Source organism: Streptomyces sp. NPDC048002 (assembly GCF_040653275.1).
Lineage (GTDB): Bacteria > Actinomycetota > Actinomycetes > Streptomycetales > Streptomycetaceae > Streptomyces.
In genome coordinates this window covers 227848-253427 of record NZ_JBEZNL010000001.1, presented here as the reverse complement: position 1 = coordinate 253427, position 25580 = coordinate 227848, and the positions used below count along the sequence as shown (strand labels likewise).

20 protein-coding genes are annotated in these 25580 nt (G+C 73.0%); 9 read left to right on the top strand and 11 right to left on the bottom strand.

All coding sequences use genetic code 11. The features are described 5' to 3' along the window. Positions 1 to 22: 22 nt before the first annotated feature. Positions 23 to 541, bottom strand: coding sequence for a DUF4240 domain-containing protein (locus AB0E07_RS01135; RefSeq protein WP_362245735.1), 519 nt, complete (start codon positions 539 to 541; stop codon positions 23 to 25). A 56-nt stretch (positions 542 to 597) separates the two neighbouring features. Further along, entirely contained in the window at positions 598 to 1593 is a 996-nt protein-coding gene (locus tag AB0E07_RS01130; RefSeq protein ID WP_362245026.1) for a WYL domain-containing protein, read from the bottom strand. A gap of 132 nt (positions 1594 to 1725) precedes the next feature. Between AB0E07_RS01130 and AB0E07_RS01125 the strand changes: the two genes are divergently transcribed. Both AB0E07_RS01125 and AB0E07_RS01120 read left to right on the top strand, forming a co-directional pair. Beyond that, positions 1726 to 3294, top strand: coding sequence for a sodium-dependent transporter (locus tag AB0E07_RS01125; protein WP_362245024.1), 1569 nt, complete (start codon positions 1726 to 1728; stop codon positions 3292 to 3294). Further along, complete coding sequence (locus tag AB0E07_RS01120) at positions 3294 to 3434, top strand: methionine/alanine import family NSS transporter small subunit (RefSeq protein ID WP_362245022.1); 141 nt, start codon at positions 3294 to 3296, stop codon at positions 3432 to 3434. Before AB0E07_RS01125 ends, AB0E07_RS01120 begins: the two co-directional genes overlap by 1 nt. 85 nt (positions 3435 to 3519) lie before the next feature. On the opposite strand, the gene aceE is transcribed toward AB0E07_RS01120, so the two are convergent. The 5 genes from aceE to AB0E07_RS01095 form a co-directional block, all read right to left on the bottom strand. Then, on the bottom strand, positions 3520 to 6231 hold the full coding sequence (gene aceE / locus AB0E07_RS01115) for a pyruvate dehydrogenase (acetyl-transferring), homodimeric type (protein ID WP_362245020.1): 2712 nt from the start codon (positions 6229 to 6231) through the stop codon (positions 3520 to 3522). Between the two features lie 300 nt (positions 6232 to 6531). After that, positions 6532 to 7164 (bottom strand): GntR family transcriptional regulator, encoded by a 633-nt coding sequence (locus AB0E07_RS01110; RefSeq protein WP_362245018.1) that lies wholly within the window; start codon positions 7162 to 7164, stop codon positions 6532 to 6534. Between the two features lie 469 nt (positions 7165 to 7633). Then, entirely contained in the window at positions 7634 to 9364 is a 1731-nt protein-coding gene (gene sucB, locus AB0E07_RS01105) for a 2-oxoglutarate dehydrogenase, E2 component, dihydrolipoamide succinyltransferase (RefSeq protein ID WP_362245016.1), read from the bottom strand. A gap of 69 nt (positions 9365 to 9433) precedes the next feature. After that, a complete protein-coding gene (lpdA, locus tag AB0E07_RS01100; RefSeq protein ID WP_362245014.1) occupies positions 9434 to 10822 on the bottom strand; it encodes a dihydrolipoyl dehydrogenase in 1389 nt (462 codons plus the stop codon). A gap of 263 nt (positions 10823 to 11085) precedes the next feature. Continuing rightward, positions 11086 to 12606: a leucyl aminopeptidase gene (locus AB0E07_RS01095; protein WP_362245012.1), complete on the bottom strand. Its 1521-nt coding sequence runs from the start codon at positions 12604 to 12606 to the stop codon at positions 11086 to 11088. A gap of 345 nt (positions 12607 to 12951) precedes the next feature. Here AB0E07_RS01095 and AB0E07_RS01090 point away from each other — a divergent pair, with 345 nt between their 5' ends. From AB0E07_RS01090 to AB0E07_RS01075, 4 genes are all read left to right on the top strand, one after another. After that, positions 12952 to 14988 (top strand): hypothetical protein, encoded by a 2037-nt coding sequence (locus AB0E07_RS01090; protein ID WP_362245010.1) that lies wholly within the window; start codon positions 12952 to 12954, stop codon positions 14986 to 14988. A gap of 90 nt (positions 14989 to 15078) precedes the next feature. Further along, complete coding sequence (gene pelF, locus AB0E07_RS01085) at positions 15079 to 16602, top strand: GT4 family glycosyltransferase PelF (RefSeq protein ID WP_362245008.1); 1524 nt, start codon at positions 15079 to 15081, stop codon at positions 16600 to 16602. Further along, positions 16599 to 18131, top strand: coding sequence for a hypothetical protein (locus tag AB0E07_RS01080; protein WP_362245006.1), 1533 nt, complete (start codon positions 16599 to 16601; stop codon positions 18129 to 18131). The genes pelF and AB0E07_RS01080 overlap by 4 nt, the downstream gene beginning before the upstream one ends. Continuing rightward, a complete protein-coding gene (locus AB0E07_RS01075) occupies positions 18128 to 18772 on the top strand; it encodes a spherulation-specific family 4 protein (RefSeq protein WP_362245004.1) in 645 nt (214 codons plus the stop codon). Before AB0E07_RS01080 ends, AB0E07_RS01075 begins: the two co-directional genes overlap by 4 nt. Here AB0E07_RS01075 and AB0E07_RS01070 read toward each other — a convergent pair. Beyond that, positions 18769 to 19554: an adenosylcobinamide-GDP ribazoletransferase gene (locus AB0E07_RS01070; RefSeq protein WP_362245002.1), complete on the bottom strand. Its 786-nt coding sequence runs from the start codon at positions 19552 to 19554 to the stop codon at positions 18769 to 18771. The genes AB0E07_RS01075 and AB0E07_RS01070 overlap by 4 nt on opposite strands. A gap of 68 nt (positions 19555 to 19622) precedes the next feature. Here AB0E07_RS01070 and AB0E07_RS01065 point away from each other — a divergent pair, with 68 nt between their 5' ends. Then, complete coding sequence (locus AB0E07_RS01065) at positions 19623 to 20384, top strand: hypothetical protein (RefSeq protein ID WP_362245000.1); 762 nt, start codon at positions 19623 to 19625, stop codon at positions 20382 to 20384. Positions 20385 to 20508: 124 nt separating this feature from the next. Here AB0E07_RS01065 and cobT read toward each other — a convergent pair whose 3' ends face one another. Next, on the bottom strand, positions 20509 to 21597 hold the full coding sequence (gene cobT / locus AB0E07_RS01060; protein WP_362244998.1) for a nicotinate-nucleotide--dimethylbenzimidazole phosphoribosyltransferase: 1089 nt from the start codon (positions 21595 to 21597) through the stop codon (positions 20509 to 20511). A gap of 168 nt (positions 21598 to 21765) precedes the next feature. Between cobT and AB0E07_RS01055 the strand changes: the two genes are divergently transcribed. Then, positions 21766 to 22782 carry a class I SAM-dependent methyltransferase gene (locus AB0E07_RS01055; RefSeq protein WP_362244996.1) on the top strand — a complete coding sequence of 339 codons (1017 nt, stop codon included), beginning with the start codon at positions 21766 to 21768 and terminating at the stop codon, positions 22780 to 22782. Between the two features lie 68 nt (positions 22783 to 22850). Here the strand turns inward: AB0E07_RS01055 and AB0E07_RS01050 are convergent, their stop codons facing one another. Beyond that, positions 22851 to 24053, bottom strand: coding sequence for a bifunctional adenosylcobinamide kinase/adenosylcobinamide-phosphate guanylyltransferase (locus tag AB0E07_RS01050; protein WP_362244994.1), 1203 nt, complete (start codon positions 24051 to 24053; stop codon positions 22851 to 22853). A 179-nt stretch (positions 24054 to 24232) separates the two neighbouring features. Between AB0E07_RS01050 and AB0E07_RS01045 the strand changes: the two genes are divergently transcribed. Next, the gene (locus AB0E07_RS01045; protein ID WP_362244992.1) at positions 24233 to 24442 is read left to right on the top strand and encodes a hypothetical protein; all 210 of its coding nucleotides are present in this window, start codon (positions 24233 to 24235) and stop codon (positions 24440 to 24442) included. A 51-nt stretch (positions 24443 to 24493) separates the two neighbouring features. Here the strand turns inward: AB0E07_RS01045 and AB0E07_RS01040 are convergent, their stop codons facing one another. Next, positions 24494 to 25561 (bottom strand): trypsin-like peptidase domain-containing protein, encoded by a 1068-nt coding sequence (locus AB0E07_RS01040; protein WP_362244990.1) that lies wholly within the window; start codon positions 25559 to 25561, stop codon positions 24494 to 24496. Positions 25562 to 25580 lie beyond the last annotated feature (19 nt).

Here is a 25580-nt window from a genome sequence, read left to right as displayed (position 1 = left end):
CTGGGCGCGCGGCAGCGGGGAGTCAGTCCCGGAACCGCTCCCAGAGCCGGGGGTAGCGGTCCGCCAGCGTCCCCTCGTTCTCGAAGTCGACCGGGACGCCCTCCGGCTCCGCGGCGGCGGGCGGGATACCGAGATCGGGCGCCACGGCACCGGTGAGCTGCTCGTAGGCCTCGTCGGCCGCGTAGCCCAGCTCCTCGCCGTCGCCGTCGAACTCCTCGTCGAACTCGTCCAGCAGCTCCGCGAGCGAGTCCGGATCGTGCACCCCGCCCTCGTACACCTCCCGGCCCTGGCCGATCAGCCAGCACCGGAAGAAGTCGAAGGCGTCGTCGCTCGCGCCGTCCAGCAGCACCCAGGCGGCACCCCACAGACCCCAGGTGTACGCGCGGTTGTAGCGGGCCTCGAAGTGGCGGGCGAAGTCCAGGACCATCTCGGGGTCCAGCGTCAGGAGCCGGTCCACCAGCAGGTCGGCCTGCTCCTCCGGGTCGCCCTCGGCGGCCTCGCGGGCGGCGTCCACCAGCTCCCAGAACTCCGTCTCGTCCATCACGGGTCCAGCATCGGCCCTGCACGGGTGGGGCGCACGCGGAGTGCGGCGGATTGTTATCCGGCGTCCGCCGCGCCGTACAGGGCGGCCAGCCGGCGCGCGTCGGCCGCGAACCGCGCCCGCAGACCCTCGGGCGCCAGCACCTCGATCTCGGGCCCCAGCGAGGCGAACTGGCTGTGCGCCACGTCCTCCGACTCCACCGGCAGCGTCACGGTCACCCACCCGTCCCCGTCCGGCTCGCCCGCCCGCTCCAGCGCCTCCCCGGCGGCCCGCGCGTCCACGACGTGCGGCAGCCTGCGCGCCCCGCCAGGGGAGACCCGTACGACGGTCTCGACCCGCAGCAGGGAACGCGCGAACTCCTCGGCCCGCTCCGCCCAGAAGCCGGGCAGGTCGAACGCCTCGTCCCGCTCGAACCGCTCAGGACCGCCGTCCACGGACTCCACCTCCGTGAACCGGTCGACCCGGTACACCCGGTAGGTGCCGTGCCCGGCGACCCGGGCGCACAGGTACCAGACCCCCGCCTTCAGCACGAGCCCGTAGGGCTCCAGCTCCCGCCGTACCTCGCCCTCGCCCCGCCGGTACACCGCCACCACCCGCCGGTCGTCCCACACCGCCTCCGCGACCGCCGGCAGCAGCGCCGGGGTCTCCGGCTCCGCGAACCAGCCGGGCGCGTCCAGGTGGAACCGCCGGGCGGCGCTGTGCGAGGCGTCGCGCACGGACGGCAGCAGCGCCGCCGACACCTTCAGCCGGGCGACCGAGGCCGCGTCCTGGAGCCCCATCTCCCGCAGCGCCCCCGGAACCCCGCTGAGGAACAGCGCCTCGGCCTCACTGCGGGCCAGCCCGGTCAGCCGGGTCCGGTACCCCCCGACCAGCCGGTACCCGCCGGCCCGCCCCCGGTCCGCGTAGACCGGCACGCCCGCCTCCGACAGCGCCTGCGCGTCCCTCGTGACCGTACGCTCCGACACCTCCAGCTCCAGCGCCAGCTCGGCGGCGGTCATGGAGGGCCGGGACTGGAGCAGCAGGACCATTCTGATCAGTCGGGCGGCACGCATGGCGCCATTCTGCCGCCCCGCCACCGGGTTGGGTGTACACACGCTGTGCTCGGCCGGTGACTCCGATAGCGTCGCCCTCAGTCCACGATCACAGCATCAGCGGTCCGCACGTCCGTCGACGAAGGCTGACACATGGCGCAAAAACCCCGCGAACAATGGTCGACCCGCACCGGCTTCCTGCTGGCGGCGATCGGCTCCGCGATCGGCCTGGGCAACATCTGGCGCTTCCCCGCCGTCGCCTACGACAACGGTGGCGGCGCCTTCCTCCTGCCCTACCTGATCGCGCTGCTCACAGCCGGTATCCCGCTGCTCATCATGGAGTACGCGATCGGGCGCAGATACCGGACCTCACCCCCCGCCGCCCTGCGGCAGATGGCCCGCCCGGCCGAGGTGCTGGGCTGGTGGCAGGTGGCGATCTCGTTCGTGATCGCCACCTACTACGCGGTCATCATCGCCTGGGCGGTGCGCTACGTCGGCTTCTCCGCCGACCAGGCGTGGGGCGACGACCCGGAGGGCTATCTCTTCGGCACCTTCCTCAAGGCCGCCGACGAGCCCGGCTTCGTCTCCGGCTACGTCTCCGGGGTGGTCTGGCCGCTCATCGCCGTCTGGGTCGTGGTGCTGGTCATCCTGGCGTTCGGCATCCGGCGCGGCATCGAGAAGGCCAACAAGGTCTTCATCCCCCTGCTGGTGGTCTTCTTCGCCGCCCTGGTGGTCAGGGCCCTCACCCTGGAGGGAGCCGCGGAGGGCCTGAACGCCTTCTTCTCGCCCGACTGGTCCGAACTCGGCAACGGCAGCGTGTGGGTGGCCGCCTACGGCCAGATCTTCTTCTCGCTGTCGATCGGCTTCGGCATCATGGTCACCTACGCCTCCTACCTGCGCCGCCGGGCCGACCTCACCGGCTCCGCCCTCGTCGCGGGCTTCGCCAACAGCTCCTTCGAGATCCTCGCCGGCATCGGGGTGTTCGCCGCGCTGGGCTTCATGGCGCAGAACGCGGGCGTACCGGTCGACGAGGTGGCCGCGGCCGGTCTCGGTCTCGCCTTCGTGGCCTTCCCGACGATCATCTCCGAGATGTGGCTCGGCGGACTCTTCGGCGTGATCTTCTTCGTCTCCCTGGTGATCGCCGGCCTGTCCTCCCTGATCTCCATCGTGCAGGTGGTCGTCTCGGCCGTGCAGGACCGCACCGGCATGCACCGCATCCCCGCGGTCCTCGGGGTCGGCGGCGCCGTCGCTGTGGTCTCCGTCCTGATCTTCCCGACCAACGAGGGCGTCTACCTCCTGGACGCCTCCGACCACTTCATCAACCAGTACGGCATCGCGCTCGCCGCGCTCGTCGGCGTGATCGCGGTGGCCTGGCTGATGCGGAAGCTGCCCGAACTCCAGCGGGACGCCGACGCCACCTCCGCCGTGATGCTCGGCCGCTGGTGGAAGATCTGCCTCGGCGTCATCACCCCGGTCGTGCTGGGCTGGATGATGGTCGACAGCCTGATCGACGAGTTCGACGAGAACTACGAGGGCTACTCCACCGACTTCCTGCTCGGCGCGGGCTGGAGCGTGGCGATCGGAGCGCTGCTGGTCGGCGTGCTCCTCTCCCTGATCCCGTGGCGGTCCGCCGAGGGCGGACTCATCGACCTCGACATGGAGACCGCGGAAGAGGCCGAGGCCCATCGACGCGGGCACCGGCCCGGTGAGGAGGACCGCTGATGTCCGCTGGCGCCATCGTGATGATGATCATCGCCATGCTCATCGTGTGGGGCGGGCTGATCACGGCCATCATCCAGCTCCGCCGTCACCCCGATCCCGGACCCGAGGGCGACGAGACCGCGATCCCGTCCGCGGAGTAGCCGGGACCCGCCCCTGAGAACGGACGGGAGGGGGGAGGCGGCCGAGTGCCGCCTCCCCCCTCTCACCGTGCCGGACCCCGCGGCCTCACAGGCCGTAGCGCTCGCGGGCCTCCTTCACGGCCGTCGCCTTGGCCTCGCCGCGCCGGGCGAGCTGCGCCAGGGCGGCGACCACGATGGACTCGGCGTCGACACCGAAGTGGCGGCGGGCCGCCTCCCGGGTGTCCGACAGACCGAAGCCGTCGGCGCCCAGCGAGGACCAGTCCTGCTCGACCCACTGCGCGATCTGGTCCGGGACCTGGCGCATGTAGTCGGAGACCGCCAGCACCGGGCCCTCGGCGCCCTGGAGCGCCTGGCGGACGAACGGCACCCGCTCCTCGCCCCGCAGCAGCGCCGCGTCCGCCTCCAGTGCGTCGCGCCGCAGCTCGGTCCAGGAGGTGGCCGACCACACGTCGGCGGCCACGCCCCACTCCTCGGCGAGCATCCGCTGCGCCTTCAGCGCCCAGTGGATCGCCGTGCCGGAGCCCAGCAGCTGGATGCGCGGCGCGTTGGCGACCGGGGTGAGACCGGCCGACTCGGCGGTGTTGAAGCGGTACAGGCCCTTGACGATGCCCTCGTCGACCCCGGCCCCGGCCGGCTTCGCGGGCTGCGGCAGCGGCTCGTTGTAGACGGTCAGGTAGTAGAAGACGTCCTGGTCCTCGCCCGGCGCGGCCTCGCCGTACATCCGGCGCAGACCCTCCTTGACGATCGCCGCGACCTCGTAGGCGAACGCCGGGTCGTACGACAGCGCCGCCGGGTTGGTCGCCGCGATCACCGGGGAGTGGCCGTCGGCGTGCTGGAGGCCCTCACCCGTCAGCGTCGTCCGGCCGGCGGTGGCGCCGACGAGGAAGCCGCGGCCGAGCTGGTCGCCGAGCTGCCACATCTGGTCGGCCGTGCGCTGCCAGCCGAACATCGAGTAGAAGATGTAGAACGGGATCATCGTCTCGCCGTGCGTGGAGTACGCGGTGGACGCGGCGATGAAGTCGGCCATCGAACCGGCCTCGGTGATCCCCTCGTTGAGGATCTGGCCGTTCTTGGCCTCCTTGTAGTACATCAGCTGGTCACGGTCGACCGGCTCGTACGTCTGGCCCTTGGGGGAGTAGATCCCGAGCGACGGGAACAGGGACTCCATGCCGAAGGTGCGTGCCTCGTCGGGGACGATCGGCACCCAGCGCTTGCCGGTCTCCTTGTCGCGGACCAGGTCCTTGACGAGCCGGACGAAGGCCATGGTCGTCGCCACGTTCTGCGAGCCGGAGCCCTTGTCGAAGGAGGCGAAGGCCTTCTCGGCGGGCGCGGGCAGCGGCGCGACGGGGTGCACCCGGCGGGCCGGGGCCGGACCGCCGAGGGCCGCGCGGGTCTCCTGGAGGTAGCGGACCTCGGGGGAGTCGGCGCCCGGGTGGCCGTAGGGGACCTGCCCGTCGACGAAGGCGCTGTCGGAGATCGGCAGCTCCAGCAGATCACGCATCGTCTTGAACTCGTCCACCGTCAGCTTCTTCATCTGGTGGTTGGCGTTCTTCGACGCGAAGCCCTCGCCCAGGGTGTGGCCCTTGACCGTCTGGGCCAGGATCACGGTCGGCGCGCCCTTGAACTCGACGGCGGCCTTGTAGGCGGCGTACACCTTGCGCGCCTCGTGACCACCGCGGGAGAGGTGGAAGCACTCAAGGATCTTGTCGTCGGACAGCAGCTGGGCCATCCTGGCCAGCTCGGGGTCCTTGCCGAAGAAGTCCTCGCGGATGTAGGCGGCGCCACGCGTCTGGTACGTCTGCACCTGGGCGTCCGGTACCTCGCGCAGCCGGCGTACCAGCGCGCCCGTGGTGTCGAGCTGGAACAGCTCGTCCCAGGCCGAGCCCCACAGGGTCTTGACGACGTTCCAGCCGGCGCCGCGGAACTGGGCCTCCAGCTCCTGCACGATCTTGAAGTTGGCGCGGACCGGGCCGTCGAGGCGCTGCAGGTTGCAGTTGATGACGAAGGTCAGGTTGTCCAGACCCTCACGGGAGGCGAGTGCGAGAGCCGCCGTCGACTCCGGCTCGTCCATCTCGCCGTCACCGAGGAACGCCCACACGTGCGAGGCGGAGACGTCCTTGATGCCGCGGTTGGTCAGGTACCGGTTGAAGCGCGCCTGGTAGATCGCGGAGAGCGGACCGAGCCCCATGGAGACGGTCGGGAACTCCCACAGCCAGGGCAGCCGGCGCGGGTGCGGGTACGAGGGCAGGCCGTTGCCGCCGGACTCCTGACGGAAGTTGTCCAGGTGCTGCTCGCCGAGGCGGCCGTCGAGGAAGGCGCGGGCGTAGATGCCGGGGGAGGCGTGGCCCTGGATGTAGAGCTGGTCGCCGGAGCCGGCCGCCTCGCCGCTCTCCTTGCCCTTGAAGAAGTGGTTGAAGCCGGTCTCGTAGAGCCAGGCCGCGGAGGCGAAGGTGGCGATGTGGCCGCCGACGCCGTACTTGCTGCCGCGGGTCACCATGGCGGCCGCGTTCCAGCGGTTCCAGGCGGTGATCCGCCGCTCCATCTCCTCGTCACCGGGGACGGCCGTCTCGGCGGCGGTGGGGATGGTGTTGACGTAGTCGGTCTCGAGCAGCTTGGGCAGCGCGATGCCGTTGCCCTCCGCGCGCTCCAGTGTGCGGCGCATCAGGTAAGCCGCACGGTGCGGGCCGGCCGCCTTGGCGACCGCGTCCAGCGAGGCCTGCCATTCGGCGGTCTCCTCCGGGTCGCGGTCGTGGAGCTGGTCGAGCTCGCTCGGCTGGATGGCGTTGGGGTCGGTCATGTCGCCGCCTTCCTCAGTCGAAGGGGGTTCCCTCATCGGTAAGGGTTCAGGGGTGCCCTTGGTCTTTGGCAGGACAGGGCGCGGGCCTCGGTGGAAGCCCGTCGGTGACTGTAACTCCCTGATCGATGATCGATCAAAGGGTTGAGGTCGAAAACCTCTTGATCACGAGAAAGTCGGCACCGGGTGCCTCCGGCGGTGGCACCCGGTGACGCTCTGGGGAGGGGTTTTCGCAGGTGGGACGGCCGATTGAGCGGACGCCCGCTCGGGTGTCCGCTGCGGCTCGGCCGGGACTACTCGTGCCTACTCGTCCTCGTGCCGAGGGGCGCAGCCCAGCACATGGGCCTTCACGATGTCCGCGATCCGGGAGTCACGGCGGCGGAAGGCGGCGACCAGCTCCTCGTGCTCCTCCGCGTACGACTGCTGCACGGTCCCCAGCCAGCGGATCGACAGCGCCGTGAACACCTCGATACCGAGCCCCTCCCAGGTGTGCAGCAGCACGGAGTTCCCGGCCGCCCGCACCATCTCCCGGTGGAACCCGACGGTGTGCCGCACCTGGGCCGTCCCGTCGGCCAGCCGGTCGGCCTCGTACAGCGCGGCCACGTGCGACTCCAGCGCCGAGCAGTCCTCCGCGAGCCGCCCCACGGCCAGCTCGGCGGCGATCGCCTCCAGCCCCGCCCGCACCGGATAGCTCTCCTCCAGGTCGGCGGCGGTCAGGTTCCGCACCCGGACGCCCTTGTTCGGCGCCGACTCGATCAGCCGCAGCGACTCCAGCTCGCGCAGCGCCTCCCGTACGGGAGTCTGGCTGACCTCCAGCTCGGTCGCGATCCGCCGCTCCACGATCCGCTCGCCCGGCTGCCAGCGTCCGCTGATGATCCCTTCCAGGATGTGCTCGCGGATCTGTTCGCGCAGCGAGTGGACGACGGGCGCGGTCATGAGGGCTCCTTAGGGCGCGCGTTTGACGTTTAGACAATAAGGCCGCGGGCCCTTCGCGCAGGGGCGCACAGGGGCGCTTTCGCGCAGGTGAGACGAGACTTACACGGTTGCGGGTACGGGGGCGGGGGTGACGGCGCTCCGGGAGGGGGCGGAATCCGGGTGGACCGGGAGGTCCGGGCCACCCGGCATCGGCTTCCCGCGCCGGCGCCGGGCGAGGTCACTGCCGCGCCGCTCGACCGGTGCGGCGGAGGTGTCACCGGGCCGCTCGGTGAGCGAGAGGGAGTTCCTCGCGGGCGAGCGAGGGGGCCGATCAGCGTGTCCGGATCTCCCCGTGCCGACGAACTGGGCTCGCTGGAAGGGCATTTGACCTGCGGCCATGCCTGAGGCGAGGACATCGCGCGCCGCCCGCAACACGGCGCCCCCGCCCGGAGGAGTCCGGACGGGGGCGCCGTTAAGGCACTGCCGCTGGCTACAGGCCGAGCTCGACCTCGAACTCGCCCGTCTCCAGGATCGCCTTGACGGCCGTCAGGTAACGGGCCGCGTCGGCGCCGTCGACCAGGCGGTGGTCGTAGGAGAGGGTCAGGTACGTCATGTCGCGGACGCCGATGACCGTGCCCTCCTCCGTCTCGATCACGGCGGGACGCTTGACCGTCGCGCCGATGCCGAGGATCGCGACCTGGCCCGGCGGCACGATGATCGTGTCGAACAGGGCACCGCGCGAACCGGTGTTGGAGATGGTGAAGGTCGCGCCCGACAGCTCGTCCGGCGTGATCTTGTTGGCCCGGACCTTGCCCGCCAGGTCGGCGGTGGCCTTGGCGATACCGGCGAGGTTGAGGTCGCCGGCGTTCTTGATGACCGGGGTCATCAGGCCCTTCTCGGAGTCCACCGCGATACCGATGTTCTCGGTGTCGAAGTAGGTGATGGTCCCCTCGGCCTCGTTGATCTTGGCGTTGACCGGCGCGTGCGCCTTCAGCGCCTGGGCCGCGGCCTTGACGAAGAACGGCATCGGGGAGAGCTTGACGCCCTCACGGGCCGCGAACGCGTCCTTGGCACGGGCGCGCAGCTTCATCAGACGCGTGACGTCGACCTCGACGACCGACGACAGCTGGGCCTGCTCGTGCAGCGCCTTGACCATGTTGTCGCCGATGACCTTGCGGATGCGCGGCATCTTGACGGTCTGGCCACGGAGGGGGGAGACCTCCAGCGCCGGGGCCTTCTTGGCGGCCGGGGCGGCAGCGGCGGCGGCCGGAGCCGGGGCAGCGGACTTCGCGGCCTCGGCGGCGGCGAGCACGTCCTGCTTGCGGATGCGGCCGCCGACGCCGGTGCCCTTGACGGAGCCCAGGTCGACGCCGTTCTCGGCGGCGAGCTTGCGCACCAGCGGGGTGACGTAGGCACCCTCGTCGCCGGCCTGCGCGGCGGGAGCCGGCGCGGGGGCGGCGGGGGCCACCGGAGCCGGAGCCGGGGCGGGAGCGGCCGGCGCGGGAGCCGGAGCGGCCGGGGCCGCGGGGGCGGCCGGGGCCGGAGCCGGGGCGGCCGGCGCGGGGGCCGGGGCCTCGGGCGCCGGAGCGGCGGCGGGAGCCGCGCCCGGGGCGCCGATGACGGCGAGCTTGGCGCCGACCTCGGCCGTCTCGTCCTCGCCGACCACGATCTCCAGGAGCACACCGGAGGTGGGCGCCGGGATCTCGGTGTCGACCTTGTCGGTGGAGACCTCCAGCAGCGGCTCGTCGGCCTCGACGCTGTCGCCGACCGACTTCAGCCAGCGGGTCACGGTGCCCTCGGTGACGGACTCACCGAGCGCGGGCAAGACGACGTCCGTGCCGGACGCGCCACCGGCCGGGGCGGCCGGCTCGTCGGCGGGGGCCGGGGCGGCGGGGGCCTCGGCGGCGGGCGCCGGGGCGGGCTCGGCGGCCTGGGCCGGAGCCTCGGCGGCGGCCGGGGCGGGGGCGGCGGCGGGCGCGCCCGTGCCGTCGTCGATGACGGCCAGCTCGGCGCCGACCTCAACGGTCTCGTCCTCGGCGACCTTGATGGAGGCCAGGATGCCGGCGGCGGGGGAGGGGATCTCGGTGTCGACCTTGTCGGTCGAGACCTCGAGCAGCGGCTCGTCGGCCTCGACGCGCTCGCCCTCGGCCTTCAGCCAGCGGGTGACAGTGCCCTCGGTGACGCTCTCACCGAGCGCCGGAAGGGTTACGGAAACCGCCATGGTTTCGGTTGCTCCTAACGGATTTGCGGAAGTCTGTGTCGTCGCTTCGACGGGTGTCGACCGAGGGGATCAGTCGTGCGAGTGAAGCGGCTTGCCGGCCAGGGCCAGGTGCGCCTCGCCGAGCGCCTCGCTCTGCGTCGGGTGGGCGTGGATGAGCTGGGCGACCTCGGCGGGCAGCGCTTCCCAGTTGTAGATCAGCTGGGCCTCGCCGACCTGCTCGCCCATGCGGTCGCCGACCATGTGGACGCCGACGACGGCACCGTCCTTCACCTGGACGAGCTTGATCTCGCCCGCGGTGTTGAGGATCTTGCTCTTGCCGTTGCCCGCGAGGTTGTACTTCAGAGCGACGACCTTGTCCGCGCCGTAGATCTCCTTGGCCTTGGCCTCGGTGATGCCGACGGAGGCGACCTCGGGGTGGCAGTAGGTCACCCGGGGGACACCGTCGTAGTCGATCGGGACGGTCTTCAGGCCGGCCAGACGCTCCGCCACCAGGATGCCCTCGGCGAAGCCGACGTGCGCGAGCTGGAGGGTCGGGACCAGGTCACCGACGGCGGAGATGCTCGGGACGTTGGTGCGCATGTACTCGTCGACCAGGACGTAGCCGCGGTCCATCGCGACGCCCTGCTCCTCGTAGCCGAGACCGGCCGAGACCGGGCCGCGGCCGACGGCGACCAGCAGGAGTTCGGCCTCGAACTCCTTGCCGTCGGCGAGGGTGACCTTGACCCCGTCCTGGGTGTACTCGGCCTTCTGGAAGAAGGTGCCCAGGTTGAACTTGATGCCGCGCTTGCGGAACGCGCGCTCCAGGAGCTTGGAGGAGTTCTCGTCCTCGACCGGCACGAGGTGCTTCAGGCCCTCGATGACGGTGATGTCCGTGCCGAAGGACTTCCACGCCGAGGCGAACTCGACGCCGATGACACCGCCGCCCAGGACGATCGCGGACTTCGGCACGCGGTCCAGGACGAGGGCGTGGTCGGAGGAGATGATGCGGTTGCCGTCGATCTCCAGGCCCGGCAGCGACTTCGGCACGGAGCCGGTCGCCAGCAGGATGTGGCGGCCCTGGATCCGCTGGCCGTTCACGTCGACGGAGGTGGGGGAGGACAGCCGGCCCTCACCCTCGATGTACGTCACCTTGCGGGAGGCGACGAGGCCCTGGAGACCCTTGTACAGGCCGGCGATCACGCCGTCCTTGTACTTGTGGACCCCGGCGATGTCGATGCCCTCGAAGGTGGCCTTCACGCCGAACTGCTCGCTCTCGCGGGCCTGGTCGGCGACCTCACCGGCGTGCAGCAGAGCCTTGGTGGGGATGCAACCCCGGTGCAGGCAGGTACCGCCGACCTTGTCCTTCTCGATCAGGGCGACGTCCAGGCCCAGCTGCGCCCCGCGCAGGGCCGCGGCGTACCCGCCACTACCACCGCCGAGGATCACTAGGTCGAAAACGGTGCTGGCGTCGTTCGCCACGTCACGTCCTCCATGCATGTGCGCCACGCCGGTCTCCAGTGACCGGTCGGCGGCTGGTGTCCGGCCGCTCGTTCTTCGGCCCTTCGGTGGGGGCCCTGTCCTGCCGAGCCCCATCTTCGCACTTGTCGGAGGGGAACGAGACGCGGGGCCGACGTGTGAGACACCACACGCTCATCGGGGAGCGGCCCCGGGGAACGCCGACGGGGCCTCGCGCTACCCGCGTACGAGGCCCCGTCGATCGTCGCTTCAGCGAGCGTCCACCGTCAGCCCAGGTCGCCCTCGGCCGTCAGCTCCGCCAGCCGGACCAGGGTCCGCACCGCGGAGCCCGTGCCGCCCTTGGGGGTGTAGCCGAACGGCCCCTGCTCGTTGAAGGCCGGGCCCGCGATGTCGAGGTGGGCCCAGGTGATGCCCTCGCCGACGAACTCCCGCAGGAAGAGACCGGCGACCAGGCCGCCGCCCATCCGCTCGCCCATGTTGGCGATGTCGGCGGTGGGGGAGTCCATGCCCTTGCGCAGGTGCTCCGGCAGCGGCATCGGCCAGGACGCCTCGCCGACCTCCGCGGACGCGTCCACGATCGCCGCGCGGAACGCGTCGTCGTTGGCCATCACGCCGAAGGTGCGGTTGCCCAGCGCCAGCACCATGGCGCCGGTCAGGGTCGCCACGTCCACGATGGCGTCCGGCTTCTCCTGCGAGGCAGCCCACAGCGCGTCGGCGAGGACCAGGCGGCCCTCGGCGTCGGTGTTGAGCACCTCGACGGTCTTGCCGCTGTACATGCGCAGCACGTCACCCGGGCGGGTGGCGGAGCCGGAGGGCATGTTCTCGGCCAGCGCGAGCCAGCCGGTGACGTTGACCTCCAGGCCGAGCCGCGCGGCGGCGACGACGGCGGCGAACACCGCGGCGGCGCCGCTCATGTCGCACTTCATCGTCTCGTTGTGGCCGGCCGGCTTGAGCGAGATGCCGCCCGAGTCGTAGGTGATGCCCTTGCCGACGAACGCGAGGTGCTTCTTCGCCTTGGAGCTGGTGTACGACAGCTTCACCAGGCGCGGGCCCGCGGCGGAACCGGCGCCGACGCCGAGGATGCCGCCGTAGCCGCCCTTGGTGAGGGCCTTCTCGTCGAGCACCTGCACCTTGATGCCGTGCTCCTTGGCCGCGGCCTGGGCGACGGCGGCGAACGACTCCGGGTTGAGGTCGTTCGGCGGGGTGTTGACCAGGTCGCGGGCGCGGTTCAGCTCCTCGACGACGGCGGTGGCCCGCTCCACGGCGGCCTTGTACGCCTTGTCCCGCGGCTTCCCGCCGAGCAGGGCGACCTCGGCGAGCGGGGCCTTGCCGCCCTTGCCGTTCTTCGCGCCCTCCTTGTAGGCGTCGAAGGAGTACGCGCCGAGGAGCGCGCCCTCGGCGACGGCGCCGGCGTCGGCGGCGTCCGCGAGGGGCAGGGCGAAGGCGGCCTTCTTGCTGCCGGCCAGCGCGCGGGCGGCGACGCCCGCGGCACGGCGCAGCGCCTCCGCGCCGAACTCGGCGCCGCTGTCGGGCTCCGCGCCGAGGCCGACGGCCACCACGAGGGGGGTCTTGAAACCGGCGGGCGCCGGGAGCTTGGTCACCTCGCCCTCGCCGCCGGAGGCACCGAGGGTCTCCAGGACGGCGGCGAGCCGGCCGTCGTAGGCCTTGTCCAGGGCTTCGGCGCCCGGGGCGACCACGGGGCCCTTGGCGCCCTTGGCGACACCGATCACGATCGCGTCGGCCCGCAGGCCGGGCGCCGCGGCGGTGCTGAGAGTGAGAGCAGTCACGGTGGTGAAATCTCGCTTCCGATGTGAAGTTGCGTTGGCCGAAATGCGGTGGGTCGACCGGGCCCGACGGCCGACCCTATTTCCGAGGCGGGGGTGCGGGCTCAGCGGGGGCTTTGCCCCGGTGCGGCTGACACTCGGGACGAGCCTACGCGCGTGTGACCCGTTCGCTCATTCCTGCGGACGTTCACCTGTCCGTGGCGTCCTGGCCACTTCCCAACTCTCACTGTCGGTGACCTGAGACACACTCGACGCGTTCCGGTGAGCCGTCGGGCCACCGCTTCGCATGATTTCCAAGGATTCTCCCGGATGTGTCCCAGGGAGATCCTCTGGGGGGAGGAACCACACATGGCGCACCGTGCGCACCGTTGGAGAAACACCGCAGCCGCCCTGACGGCCGTCTCGCTGCTGGCGCTGGGTTCGGGGGTGCCCGGCGCCTCGGCCGCGGTGGACCCGCGCATCGACCTGCGGGTGTTGGTGGTGGACGACGGCGGCGGCGCCGTCCGGGCCATCACCGCCCAGCTGACCAGCACCGGCATCCCGTTCACCCGGGTCGACCTGAACGACTCGGCCCGTCCGACGCTGACCGCGGCCTTCCTGAGCGACACGGTCAACGGCCGGCCGCGAGCGAAGTTCCAGGGCGTGGTGCTGCCCAACGAGGCCCCGTTCGGCTCCGGTTCGGGCGAACAGACCGCGCTGGAGAACTACGAGCGGACCTACGGCATCCCGCAGGTCGACGCCTACACCTGGGCCCACCCGGGCGTCGGCCTCGACTACACCAACGAGGGCGGCTGGTCCGGCAGCCTCGACGGGCGGCAGGCCGCCGTCACCGACGCCGGCCGCTCCTCGGCCTTCGGCTACCTCGACGGCGCCCTCACCTTCGAGGACAACGCCCCCTCGATCCAGGAGAGTTACGGCTACGTCGCCCGGCCCCGGGCCGGCTTCACCAGCTATGTCGACCTGCCCGTCCCGGAGGGCTCCGGACGGGGCAGCCTGATCGGCGAGTACGCCCACGACGGCCGCCGCGAACTGGTGGTGACCTTCGCCTACAACCAGCACCAGCAGCAGTTCCGGGTCCTCGCCCGGGGCATCGTCGAGTGGCTGACCCAGGGCGTCCACCTGGGCCAGGACCGCAACTACTTCGCGGTCCACGTCGACGACGTCTTCGCGCCCGACGCCCGCTGGGACACCGAGCGCAACTGCACCCCCGGCGACATCGACTGCGTCGGCGGCGGCGAGGAGAACGCCCCGATCCGGATGACGGCCGAGGACGCCGTGTACGCCGCCCAGTGGCAGCGCGCGCGGGGCTTCATCATGGACATGGTCTTCAACGCCGGGGCCGGCGAGGAGTGGAAGGCCGAGCACGGCGGCACCGACGCGCTCACCTCGCGGCTGCTCACCGACCGGGCGCAGTACCGGTGGATCAACCACACCTACACGCACCCCTTCCTCGGCTGCGTCCAGGACACCTCCACGGTGCCGTGGACGTGCGCGAAGAACGCCGACGGCTCGACGAAGTACATGAGCCGCGCCGAGATCGCCGCGCAGATCCGCGACAACCACAACTGGGCCGTCGCCAAGGGCCTCCCGATCGACCGGACCGAACTGGTCACGGGCGAGCACTCGGGCCTGAAGACCCTGCCCCAGCAGCCCGCCGACAACCCGAACCTGGCGGGAGCCCTCGCCGACAACGGCGTCAAGTGGATCGCCTCGGACAACTCGCGCGAACCCGAGCAGCGAGCGGTGGGCTCCGCCCTGACCGTCCCCCGGCATCCCATGAACGTCTACTACAACGTCGGTACGAAGGCCGAGATGGCCGACGAGTACAACTGGATCTACGCCTCCGCCGAGGACGGCGGCAGCGGCATCTGCTCCACCAACCCGGCCTCCACCTGCCTCGACGAGCCACTGGACACGGCCACCGGCTACGACGGGTACATCGTGCCGCAGGAGGCCCGCATCGCCCTCGGGCACGTCGTCAACAACGACCCGCGCCCGCACTACGTCCACCAGTCCAACCTCGCCGAGGAGCGGATCCTCTACCCGGTCATGGACAAGGTGCTCGCCGACTACCGGGCCCTGTTCGCCGACAACACCCCCGTGGAGAACCTCTCCCAGAAGGCCATCGGCACCGAGTTCCAGCGCCGCGCGGCCTGGCGTACGGCGGTCGCGAACAACAAGGTCACGGCGTACCGCATCGGTACCACCGTCACCGTCACCGCGCCGTCCGGCACCCAGATCCCGGTGACCGCGCCGGAGGGCACGAGGAAGCAACTGGTGCTCGGCACCACCGCGTTCGGCACGCCGTACGCGGGCGCCCGCTCGGCCTGGGCGACCCCGGCCGCGCTCCAGTCCGCGCTCACGCTGAAACTGCCGTCGGCCTGAGCCGTCGCACCGCCACGCGCACCCCGGACCTGACCCGGTCGGGGTGCGCCGGCGGGCCGCAAGACCCGTTCCGCAGGGGGGAACTCAACGATGAGGCGCTCGGGCCGCCATGTCACCATGCTCACCGAAGGCACCTATCCGCATGTCCACGGCGGCGTCAGCACCTGGTGCGACCAGCTCGTCAAGGGCATGCCGGAGGTCGACTTCCATGTCGTCTCGCTCACCGGCACCGGCCGTGAACCGGTGACCTGGGAGCTGCCGCCCAACGTCCGCCGGCATGTCTCGGTGCCGACCTGGGGCCCCCGGCCGGGGCGCGGCGGCGCTCCGCTCGGCCGCGCCCGCCGCCGCTTCCTCGACTCCTACGAGCGGCTGCTGCTCGCCGTCCTCGACCCCGAGGCCCGCGCCGACTTCGGCGAGGCCCTGTACGAACTGGCCGAACTCGCCCGTGCCGGACGCCTGTCGGCGGCCCTGCGCGGGGAGCCGGCCCTGCGCGCGCTGATGTGGATCTGGACCATGCCGCATCTGCCGACGGCCGCCGCCCGGCCCACCGTGCACGACGCGCTCACCGCCACCGACCTCCTCGAACACGCCCTGCGCCCGCTCGGTGTGCGCATCCCCGAGGACTCGGTGGCGCACGCGGTGAGCAGCGGACTCGCCACCCTGCCCGCACTCGCCGCCCGCCATCTGGACGGCGTGCCGTTCCTCCTCACCGAGCACGGCATCTACCTGCGTGAGCGCTACCTCGGCTACCGCAGCGCCGAACAGCGCTGGCCGGTCAAGGCGTTCATGCTCGCCTTCTACCGCGAGCTGAACTCCCTCGGCTACCGGGCGGCCGACCTGATCACCCCGTGCAACCAGTACAACCGCCGCTGGGAGGAGCGCGGCGGCGCCGAGGGCGGCAAGATCCGCACCGTCTACAACGGCGTCGACCCGCACGCCTTCCCGCACGCGGGACCCGAACCCGAGGTCCCCACCCTCACCTGGTGCGGCCGGGTCGACCCGATCAAGGACCTGGAGACCCTGCTGCACGCCTACGCCATGGTCCGCGCCGAACTCCCGGAGACCCGGCTGCGGTTGTTCGGGCCGGTCCCGCCCGGCGGCGAGGCGTACGCGACCCGGCTGGAGAAGCTCGCCGCCGAACTCGGCGTCACCGACGGCCTCAGCTTCGAGGGCCGTATCGGCGAGGTGTGGCGCGCCTACGCGGCCGGCCACGTCGTCATGCTGTCGTCCATCTCCGAGGGCTTCCCGTTCTCCATCATCGAGGCCATGTCCTGCGGCCGCACCACCGTCTCCACCGACGTCGGCGGGGTGCGCGAGGCGGTCGGCGACACCGGTCTGGTGGTGCCGCCGCGCGAGCCGGAGAAACTGGCCGCCGCCGCGCTCACCCTGCTCAAGGACGACGAACGGCGTCTGAGACTCGGCGAGTTGTCCCGGCAGCGGGTCATCGACCGCTTCACCCTGCGCCGCTCGGTGGACGCCTTCCGGACGATCTACCTCGAACTGGCGGGCCTGCCCGAGGTGTACGAGCCGACCGTCGAGACGGTCGCCGACTGGACCCGGGAACTGCGCGACCCCTGGTACGAGAAGGTCGCCACGGACGGGACCGACTGGTGAGCGGCGGCCTCAGGATCCCGCCGGGCACCCCGGCCGAGGCCCTGCCCACGATCCCCCGCCAGCGCGTCCCCGGCCGGACCGCGCCCGACCCGGTGGAGGAACTCGCCGAACGGCTCGGCGAGTTCGTCGCCGCGGCCGTCCACCCCGACGAGGTCGCCGCGCTCCTGGAGTCCGACGGCCTCTCCGACGACCAGATACGCGAGCGCTACGGCGTCAAGAACTCCTTCGCGCTGGCCGAGGAGCTGTACGAGCGCGTCCCGCGCCGCTACCCCGAGCCGCCCGGCACCGCCCACGACCCCTGGCGCACCGGTCTGCTGGGCTGTCTGCTCCGCGGGGTCGTCTTCGCCCTGCCCGGCTTCGGGTACGTGCTGGGCGCACCCCTGCTCGCGGGCCCGAGGGGCGACCTCGGCCTCCCGGCGGGCACGGTTCCGCTGCTGGCCGGAGCCCTGTTCGGCTGGAGCTGGAACCAGGGGCTCGCCCACCGGGCGTACTCCTGGCTGGGACTCGGGGATCCGGCGGCGGCCCGGCGCGCGCTGCTGGTGGGCGCGCCGCTCGGGGTCCTGCTGGGGGTGCTGGCCGCCCTCGCCGCCGCCGGTACGGCGGCCCCCGCGGCGGTCGCCTTCGCGGCGGGCCAGTCCTGCTACCTGGGCGCGGCGACGGCCCTGCTGGTGCTCGGCCGCGAACGGGCGCTGCTGGCGGCGCTGACCCCGATGACGGCGGGCGCGGTACTGGCGCTCGCGTACCCCGTGCCGGACGGCGCGCGCGTGGCGCTGCTGCTGGGCTCACTGGCCGCGGTCACGGCCCTGGCACTGCTCGCGGTGGCCCCGGCGAGGCGCGAACCGGGGGACCACGGCTGGACGGCGGCCTGTCTGGCGCTGCTGCCCTTCGGCGCGCTGCGCTCCCGGACCGCCGGACCCGAGGACGCCCCGCGCCGGGTGCCCGCCCCCGGCCTCACCGGCTCCCTGCCGTACGCCCTGTTCGGCCTGGGCAGCGGTGTCCTGGTCGTGTGCACGGCGCTGGGCGACGTCCTGGCGGGCCAGGAGGGCTCCGCGGTCGCCGCGCCCGCCGCGGTCGCCCTCACCCTGAGCATGGGCCCCGCCGAATGGCTGCTGCACCGCTTCCGCAGCGCCGGCCTCGCCGGGCTGCGCTCGGCCGGCACCCCGCGGTCGTTCCGCGGCGGCACCGCCCGCACCGTCGTGGGGTGCCTGGCCGCGTACCTGGCCGGCCTGCTCGCGCTCGCTCTGGTGACCGCGGCGCTGTGGCCGCACGCCCCGGCCTTCGACGCGCTCCGCCTGACCGGCCTGCTGCTGCTCGGCGTGGTGCTCTGGACGGGCCTGCTGCTCCAGTCCTTCGGCGCGGTCCTCGGCGCGGCCCTGGTCTGCGTACCGGCCGCCCTGGCCCAGACCCTCGCCCTGGCCACCCACACCGGCGACCCGCACACCGTGGCGGTGGTGGTGTACGGCGCGGCGGCCGCGGCGCAGGCGGCGCTGGTCTGCGCCCTGCTGGGAAGGGTGACGGCGCACCGATGAGCACCCTGCTGGTCCCGTACTACGAGCATCCCGCCGTCCGCCCCGCCGAATGGGACGCGATCGTGGCCGCCGCGCCCCGCCTGTACGGCGTGGTCCTCAACCCGGCCAGCGGCCCCGGCGACCGCCCCGACCCGGACTTCGCCGCCCTCGCCGAGCGTCTGCGCGCCGCGGACGTCCGGGTCCTCGGCTACACCGACACCGGCTACGGACACCGGCCGCACACCGACGTCGTCCGCGACCTCGCCCGCCACCGCGACTGGTACGGCACCGACGGCGCCTTCCTCGACCAGGTCGCCACCGGGGAGGAGGAGTTCGCGCACTACCGGGGGCTGGCGTCGGCGGCCTGGGCGGCGGGCCACGGCACGCTCGTCCTCAACCACGGCACGCCCCCGCATCCCCTCTACGCGCGCATCGCCGATGTTCTCGTCACCTTCGAGGGCCCCTGGTCCACCCACCGCGCGCTGCCCCCGCAACCACGGACGTACGGCGCCGGGACCCGGCTGTGCCACCTGCTCTACGACGTCCCGCCCGACGCCGACCCGCGGGGCGCGGCCCGTGCCCACGGGGCGACCGTGCACTGCGCGGTCCCCGGCACCGGGGACCATCCCTGGGGTACCCTGCCGTACCCGCTGGGCTGTTAGAGACCCAGCGTCAGGACCACGAGCGCGGTGGTCGCCGCGGTCTCCGCGAGGCCGCCGAAGACATCGCCGGTGACCCCGCCGAAGCGGCGCACACAGCGGCGCAGCAGGAGCGAGGCGAGCCCGAGGGCGGCCAGGACGGCACCGGCGGTCCGGACCGCGTCGCCGACGCCGAGGAGCGCGCCCGCGGCGCCGGCGGCCACGACCGTGCCGACCGCCACGGCGACCGCCGACCGCACCGGAACCACCGAGGCCACGGCGGCGCCGAGCCCCTCCGGCCGGGCCGCGGGCACCCCGGCGCGGGCGGCGAGGGTGAGCGCGAGCCGGGCCGCCACCGCCGAGACCAGCGCGGCGAGGAAACCCCGGGCCCAGGAGTCGTCGTACAGCCGGGACAGGGCGGCGATCTGGGCGAGCAGCGCGAACAGCAGGGTGATCACACCGAACGGCCCGATGTCCGACTGCTTCATGATCCGCAGCGCGTCCTCGGCGGGCTTGCCGCTGCCGAGGCCGTCCGCGGTGTCGGCCAGCCCGTCCAGATGCAGCCCGCGGGTGAGCAGGGCGGGCACGGCGACGGACGCGACGGCGGCGAGCTGGGCGCCGGTGCCGAGGAACAGCAGGACGAGACCGACGGCCCCCGCGCAGCCGCCGACCACCACGCCCACCAGGGGCGCCCACAGCATGCCCCCGCGTGCGGTCTCCCGGTCCCAGCGCTCCACCCGGACGGGGAGGACGGTGAGGGTGCCGAAGGCGAAGCGCAGTCCGTGCGCGGAGGAGGTGAGGAACACGCCGGAAGGTTACGTCAGGCGGCCCAACCCGGGCGGCACCGCCCGGCGGCCCCGGTCACACTCGGTCCATGGGGCAATGGCTGTACCGCAACTTCGTCGAGCCGGGCAAGCTGCCCCTCCTCCTCGCGCTGGCCTCGTTCGTGATCACCTTCCTGGTCACCCGGCTGATCACCCGTCTCATCCGCGCGGGGAAGGGCCCCTTCGGCAACATCAGCTCGGGCGGGGTGCACATCCACCACGTGGTGCCCGGAGTGATCCTCACCATCCTCGGCGGCTTCGGCGCGGTCGCCAGCGGCCGCCACGGCTTCGGTTCCGCCGTGTGCGCCGTGGTCTTCGGCATCGGGGCCGGGCTGGTCCTCGACGAGTTCGCCCTGATCCTGCACCTGCAGGACGTCTACTGGACCGAGGAGGGCCGCAAGAGCGTGGAGGCGGTCGTCCTCACCGCGGCGCTGGTCGGTCTGGTCCTCTCCGGGTTCTCGCCGTTCGGCGTCAACGACCTCAGCGACGACGAACTCCAGGACCGCGGCACGGTCATCTCCACGGTCGCGACGAACTTCGTCTTCTCGCTGATCGCCCTCTTCAAGGGGAAGATCAGGCTGGCGGTGTTCGGGGTGATCGTGCCGGTCCTCGCGCTGGTCGGCGCGGTCCGCCTGGCCCGGCCGGGGTCGCTGTGGGCGCGTCGGGTCTACGCCCGCAGGCCCCGGGCCCGTGCGCGGTCCATGCTGCGTTCCTACCGTCACGACCGTCGTTGGTCCGGGCCCAGCCGGAAGCTTCAGGACTGGATCGGCGGCGCGCCGGAAGAGCCGAAGGAACTTCCGGAGCCGCGCTGATCCGGTGACTTGGGGGGGGCCGGGGCTCGGTTCTCGCCCCCGCCGCCCCTTCCCTTCCCGTCCCCGGGGGCTCCGCCCCCGGACCCCCGCTCCTCAAACGCCGGAGGGGCTGATCTACCGGCGTCTACAGCTCCGGCGCGTCCTCGTCCTTCGGCTCCTTCGGTTCCTCCGGTTGTTCCGGGAGTTCCGCGGAGAGCGCCGCCGCGGCCTGGACCAGCGGCAGGGCCAGCAGCGCGCCCGCGCCCTCGCCGACCGTCACGCCCTGGGTGAGCAGCGGCTCCAGCGCCATCCGGTCCAGCGCCTTCGCCTGCCCCGGCTCCCCGCTGTCGTGCGCGGCCAGCCACCAGTCCGGCGCCCGGAACGCGACCCGCTGCCCCACCAGGGCGCAGGCGGCCACCACCACACCGTCGAGGATCACCGGCATCTTGCGCACCGCGCTCTGGAGCAGGAACCCGGTGATCGCCGCGAGGTCCGCGCCGCCCACCGTGGCCAGCAGCCGGAGCTGGTCCCCGAGGACCGGCCGGGCCCGCCGCAGCGCGTCCCGGATCGCCGCGCACTTGCGCATCCAGGCCAGGTCGTCGATGGCGAGCCCACCGCGCCCGGTGACCACCGAGGCGTCCGTCCCGCACAGGGCGGCGACCAGCACACCGGCGACGGTGGTCCCGCCCACGCTCACATCGCCGAGCACCACCAGATCGGTGCCGGAGTCGGCCTCCTCGTCGGCCACCGCGACGCCGGCGCGGAACGCGGCCTCCGCCTCTTCGAGGGTCAGGGCGTCCTCGACGTCGATCCGTCCGCTGCCGCGCCGCACCCGGTGCCGTACGACGTCCTCGGGCAGGGTGCCGGGGTCGCAGTCCAGGCCCATGTCGACGATCCGGACCGGGACGTCCAGGCGCCGGGCGAGCACGGACACCGGCCGGGCGCCCTCCAGCACGTCCCGCACCAGCTGACCGGCGCTGCCCGCGGGGCGCGCGGAGACACCCAGTTCGGCGATCCCGTGGTCACCGGCGAACAGCACCACCCGGGGCCGTTCGACCGGCCGCACCGGCACGGCGCCCTGCGCGGCGGCCAGCCACTCGCCCAGGTCGTCGAGGCGGCCCAGTGACCCGGGCGGCACGGTCTGACGCTCCCGGCGAGCCTCCGCGTCGCGGCGCACCCCGCCGTCGGGGCGCTCGATGAGATCGGTGAAGTCGTCGAGGTTAAGCGAGCTCATTCGCCGAACAGTACCGGCACCGCTCGAACGGAACGCCGCCACATCGCCACCGGAAAGCCCCGCCACGTCACCCCCGTTCCGGCGTGACGTCGTTGCACCCAAGATCGCGATCCCATACGTTCCGTTTTGCCGCGGATTGTCGTACGTCCCTCGTGCCCGGAGCCGCCCATGTCCGCCCGCCGTGCCGCCTACCTCGCCGAACTCGCCCAGGGAACCGACCGGTTCCACGAACCCCGCAGCGGGGAGTGCCCCTGGTGCGGTTCGCCGCGCCTGCGCACCCGGCTCACCGCGCCGGACCTGCTCCAGCACAAGCCGGGCCGGTTCACGCTCGACGAGTGCCGCGACTGCGCCCACGCCTTCCAGAACCCCGGCCTCACCCCGGCCGGCCTCGCCTTCTACACCCGGGACCCCTACCCGCAGGACCGTCCCGGCCGCCGCCGGCTGCTCGCCACCGCCCGCGCGATGCTCCCCTTCCCCGAACCGGAGAGCTGGCTGGACATCGGCACCGGCGACGCGGCGTTCCCGGCGGTGGCGAAGGAGGTCTTCCCCTACACCTCCTTCGACGGCGTCGACCCCACCGCCCGGGTCGAACGCGCCCGCGCCGCAGGCCGGGTGGAGGAGGCGTACGCGGGCGATCCGGCCAACCCCCACCTGGCGGCCCGGCTCCGCTCCCGCTACGACGTGGTGAGCGTCCTGCACCACCTGACGCACACCGCCGACCCGCGCGCCCAGTTGCGCGCCGCCCTGACCGCGCTGCGCCCCGGCGGCCACCTGCTGCTGCAACTCCCCGACCCGCACAGCGCCTTCGCCAGGCTGCTGGGCCGCTGGTGGCACGCCCACACCCAGCCCCGCCACCTCCACCTCATGCCCCTGGAGAACATCCGCGCGGAGCTGACGGCCCAGTCCTGCGTGATCGTCTCCGCCGGCCGGACCGAGGCCCACACCCCCACCGACCTCACCCGGGCGACGGCACTGGCCCTGTCCCGCCTCGCCCCGCCCCCGGACGCGCCCTGGCGCCCGGCCGCGCCGACGGACCTGCAACGCGGCCTGCGCACCGCCCTGCTGCGGACGACCAGACCCCTGGTCCTGACGGCCACCGCGACGGACCACACCCTGGCCCCCCTGCTGCGCCGCACCCCGTTCGCCAACACCTACCGGGTCATCGCCCGCAAGGAACCGGCCTGACCGGCCTCAGCCCTTCAGGGGCAGCGCCCGCCCGGCCTCAGCCCTTCAGCGGCAGCGCCTGCCCGGCCTCAGCCCTTCAGCGGCAGCGCCTGCCCGGCCACCACCAGCAGCACGTGCTCGCACTCGCCCGCGAAGGCGGCGTTCAGCCGCCCCAGTTCGTCGCGGTACCGGCGCCCCGAGGCGGTCGCCGGGACGATGCCCGAACCCACCTCGTTCGACACGGCCACCACCGTCCGCCGCGCCGCTCGCACGGCCCCGGTCAGCTCCCCGACCCGTTCCCGCAGGGCCCGCTCCCCGCCCTCCGCCCAGACCGCGTCGTCCCAGGCGCCCACCGAGTCCATCGCGTCCGTCAGCCACAGCGACAGACAGTCGATCAGCAGTGGCGCGCCCTCCTCCGCGAGCAGCGGCACCAGGTCGCAGGTCTCGGTCGTCCGCCAGGAGCCCGGCCGCCGCTCGCGGTGCGCGGTCACCCGGGCCACCCACTCCGTGTCCCCGCCCCGCAGCCCGCCGGTGGCCACGTACAGCACGTCGGGGAAGGCCTCCAGACGCCGTTCCGCCTCCACCGACTTCCCCGACCGGGCGCCGCCCAGCACCAGGGTCCGCCGCGGCACGTCCGGCACCTGCGCGTAGGTGCCCACGTGGAGCGTCGTCCCGTCCGGCACCGCCCGCGCCCCCAGGGACGCCAGCCGCCGCCGCAACTCGCGCCCCGGCGGCACGTCATGGTCCAGATGGACGGCGACCACGTCCGTGGTGGGCCCGACGGCGCCCACCGCCCGCAGCCGCGCCAGGGCGTCCGGCCGCGCGAGCACGTCCGCGACGACCAGGTCGTACGTCCCGGAGTCACCGTTGTCGAAGCCGGCCGGCGCGCTGCCCCGCGGCAGGTACAGCAGCCGCTCGCCGTCCGGCCCGGTCACCGCGTACCCGGTGCCGCCCGCGTCCATCGCCAGCGCCCGCACCCGGTGCCCCGTCAGCAGGGCCAGCTCCCGTCCGTCCGGCACCCGGGCCGGCGCGGGCAGCCCGGCGGGCACCTCCACCGCCGGTCCGTCGTGCGGGTGGGAGAGCAGCACCTGCTGGACGCCCGCCAGCGAGGAACCCGCCCGCGCGGCGGCGAACGCGGCGCCGGGTGTCAGGTCCAGCAGCAGCGCCCCGTCGACGAGCAGTGCCGTGGCCGCCCGTGCCTCCGCTCCGAGCGCGGTCGCGCAGACCGCGCAGGGACAGTCGGGGCGGGGCAGGCCCGCCGGGGCGCCGGTGCCGAGCAGAGTCAGTTCCACGCCTCGATTTTCACCGGTCATGTCACGGAGTGCTCGGCTGGGGCGCCCTTCGGGGGGCACGGGGAAGGGCGGGCCCGCCGATCACCGGGCACCCGCGGATCACCAACCAGGGGATCTTCTTCGGCCGGACCGTCCCAGCGCATAGGCTGACGCCCACGACAGCTCACCTGGGAGGCTGCATGGCTACATGGACGTGGCGGTTCGAGAAGGCCGACGGGACGGAGACCGCGCCCGCGGTGGAGCCCGAGGAGTTCACCACGCAGGGAGACGCCGAGTCCTGGATCGGCGAGGTCTGGAAGGACCTCGTCGCCGGAGGCGTGGACCAGGTACACCTGTTCGAGGACACCACCGAGATCTACGGTCCGATGAGCCTGCACGCCGAGGACTGAGCGCACCGCGCGGGTACGGGGGCGGTCACGCGCGAGCGGGCCGCCCCCGTCTCACTGCTCGCCGAGCGTCACGTCCACCGTCCGCCGGGCACCGTCCCGGGTGTAGGTCACCGTGGTCCGCTCGCCCGGCTCCCGCGCCGCGAGCGCCTCGGCGAGCGAGGTGACGGTCGTGATGTCCGTGTCGCCGAGCCCGGTGATCACGTCCCCGGGCCGCAGCCCGGCCTCGTCCGCCGCCCCGCCGTCCTTGACCTCGACCACGGCGGCCCCCGCGGCCCGGTAGTCGTCGTCGACGACCGTCCGGGCGGTGATGCCGAGCGCCGCCCGCCCGGACTCCGTGACCCTGCCGTCCGCGACGATCTGGTCGGCGACCTTCCGCACCGTCGAGGAGGGGATGGCGAACCCGATCCCGGACGCCGCGTCGCCCGCCACGGGATCGGCGGCGGCCAGCGTCGGGATGCCGATGACCTCGCTCTCCAGGTTCACCAGCGCGCCCCCGCTGTTCCCCGGGTTGATCGCCGCCGAGGTCTGCACCATGTTGCCCAGCGTGGCGCCGGTGCCGCCGTCGGAGCCGCCCTCGGTGACGGTCCGCCCGGTCGCCGAGACGATCCCCTGGGTGACGCTGGAGGACAGCCCGAGCGGTGAGCCCATCGCCAGGACGATATGACCCACCTCGACCTCGGCGGAGTCCGCGAAGCGGGCGGGCTCCAGACCGTCCGGTACCCGGTCGAGCCTGATCACCGCCAGGTCCTGTTGCGGGTAGGAGAGCACGAGCCGCGCCGACAGCTCCTGCTCGCTGTGGGCGGTCGTCACCCGGAACGTCCGGTCGTCCCCGACGACGTGCGCGTTGGTGACGATGTGCCCCCGGTCGTCGTACACCACCCCGGAGCCCAGGTCGCGGCTGGCCCGGATCTGCACGACCGACGGCAGGACGTCCCGGATCACGGTCCGGTAGTCGTCCTGGAGGTCGTTCGCCGCCGCGGGCACCGCCGCCTGGGTTGTCGTCGCGTCCGCCCGCGCGTTGGGTCCCGTGCCGGAGCCGGTGCACCCGGTGGCGGCCGGGACGAGGAGACAGAGCAGTGCCGCGGCGCCGGTCAGGGCGCGGACGGGGGAGGCGGTCATGCCCCGAGTCTCATGTCGG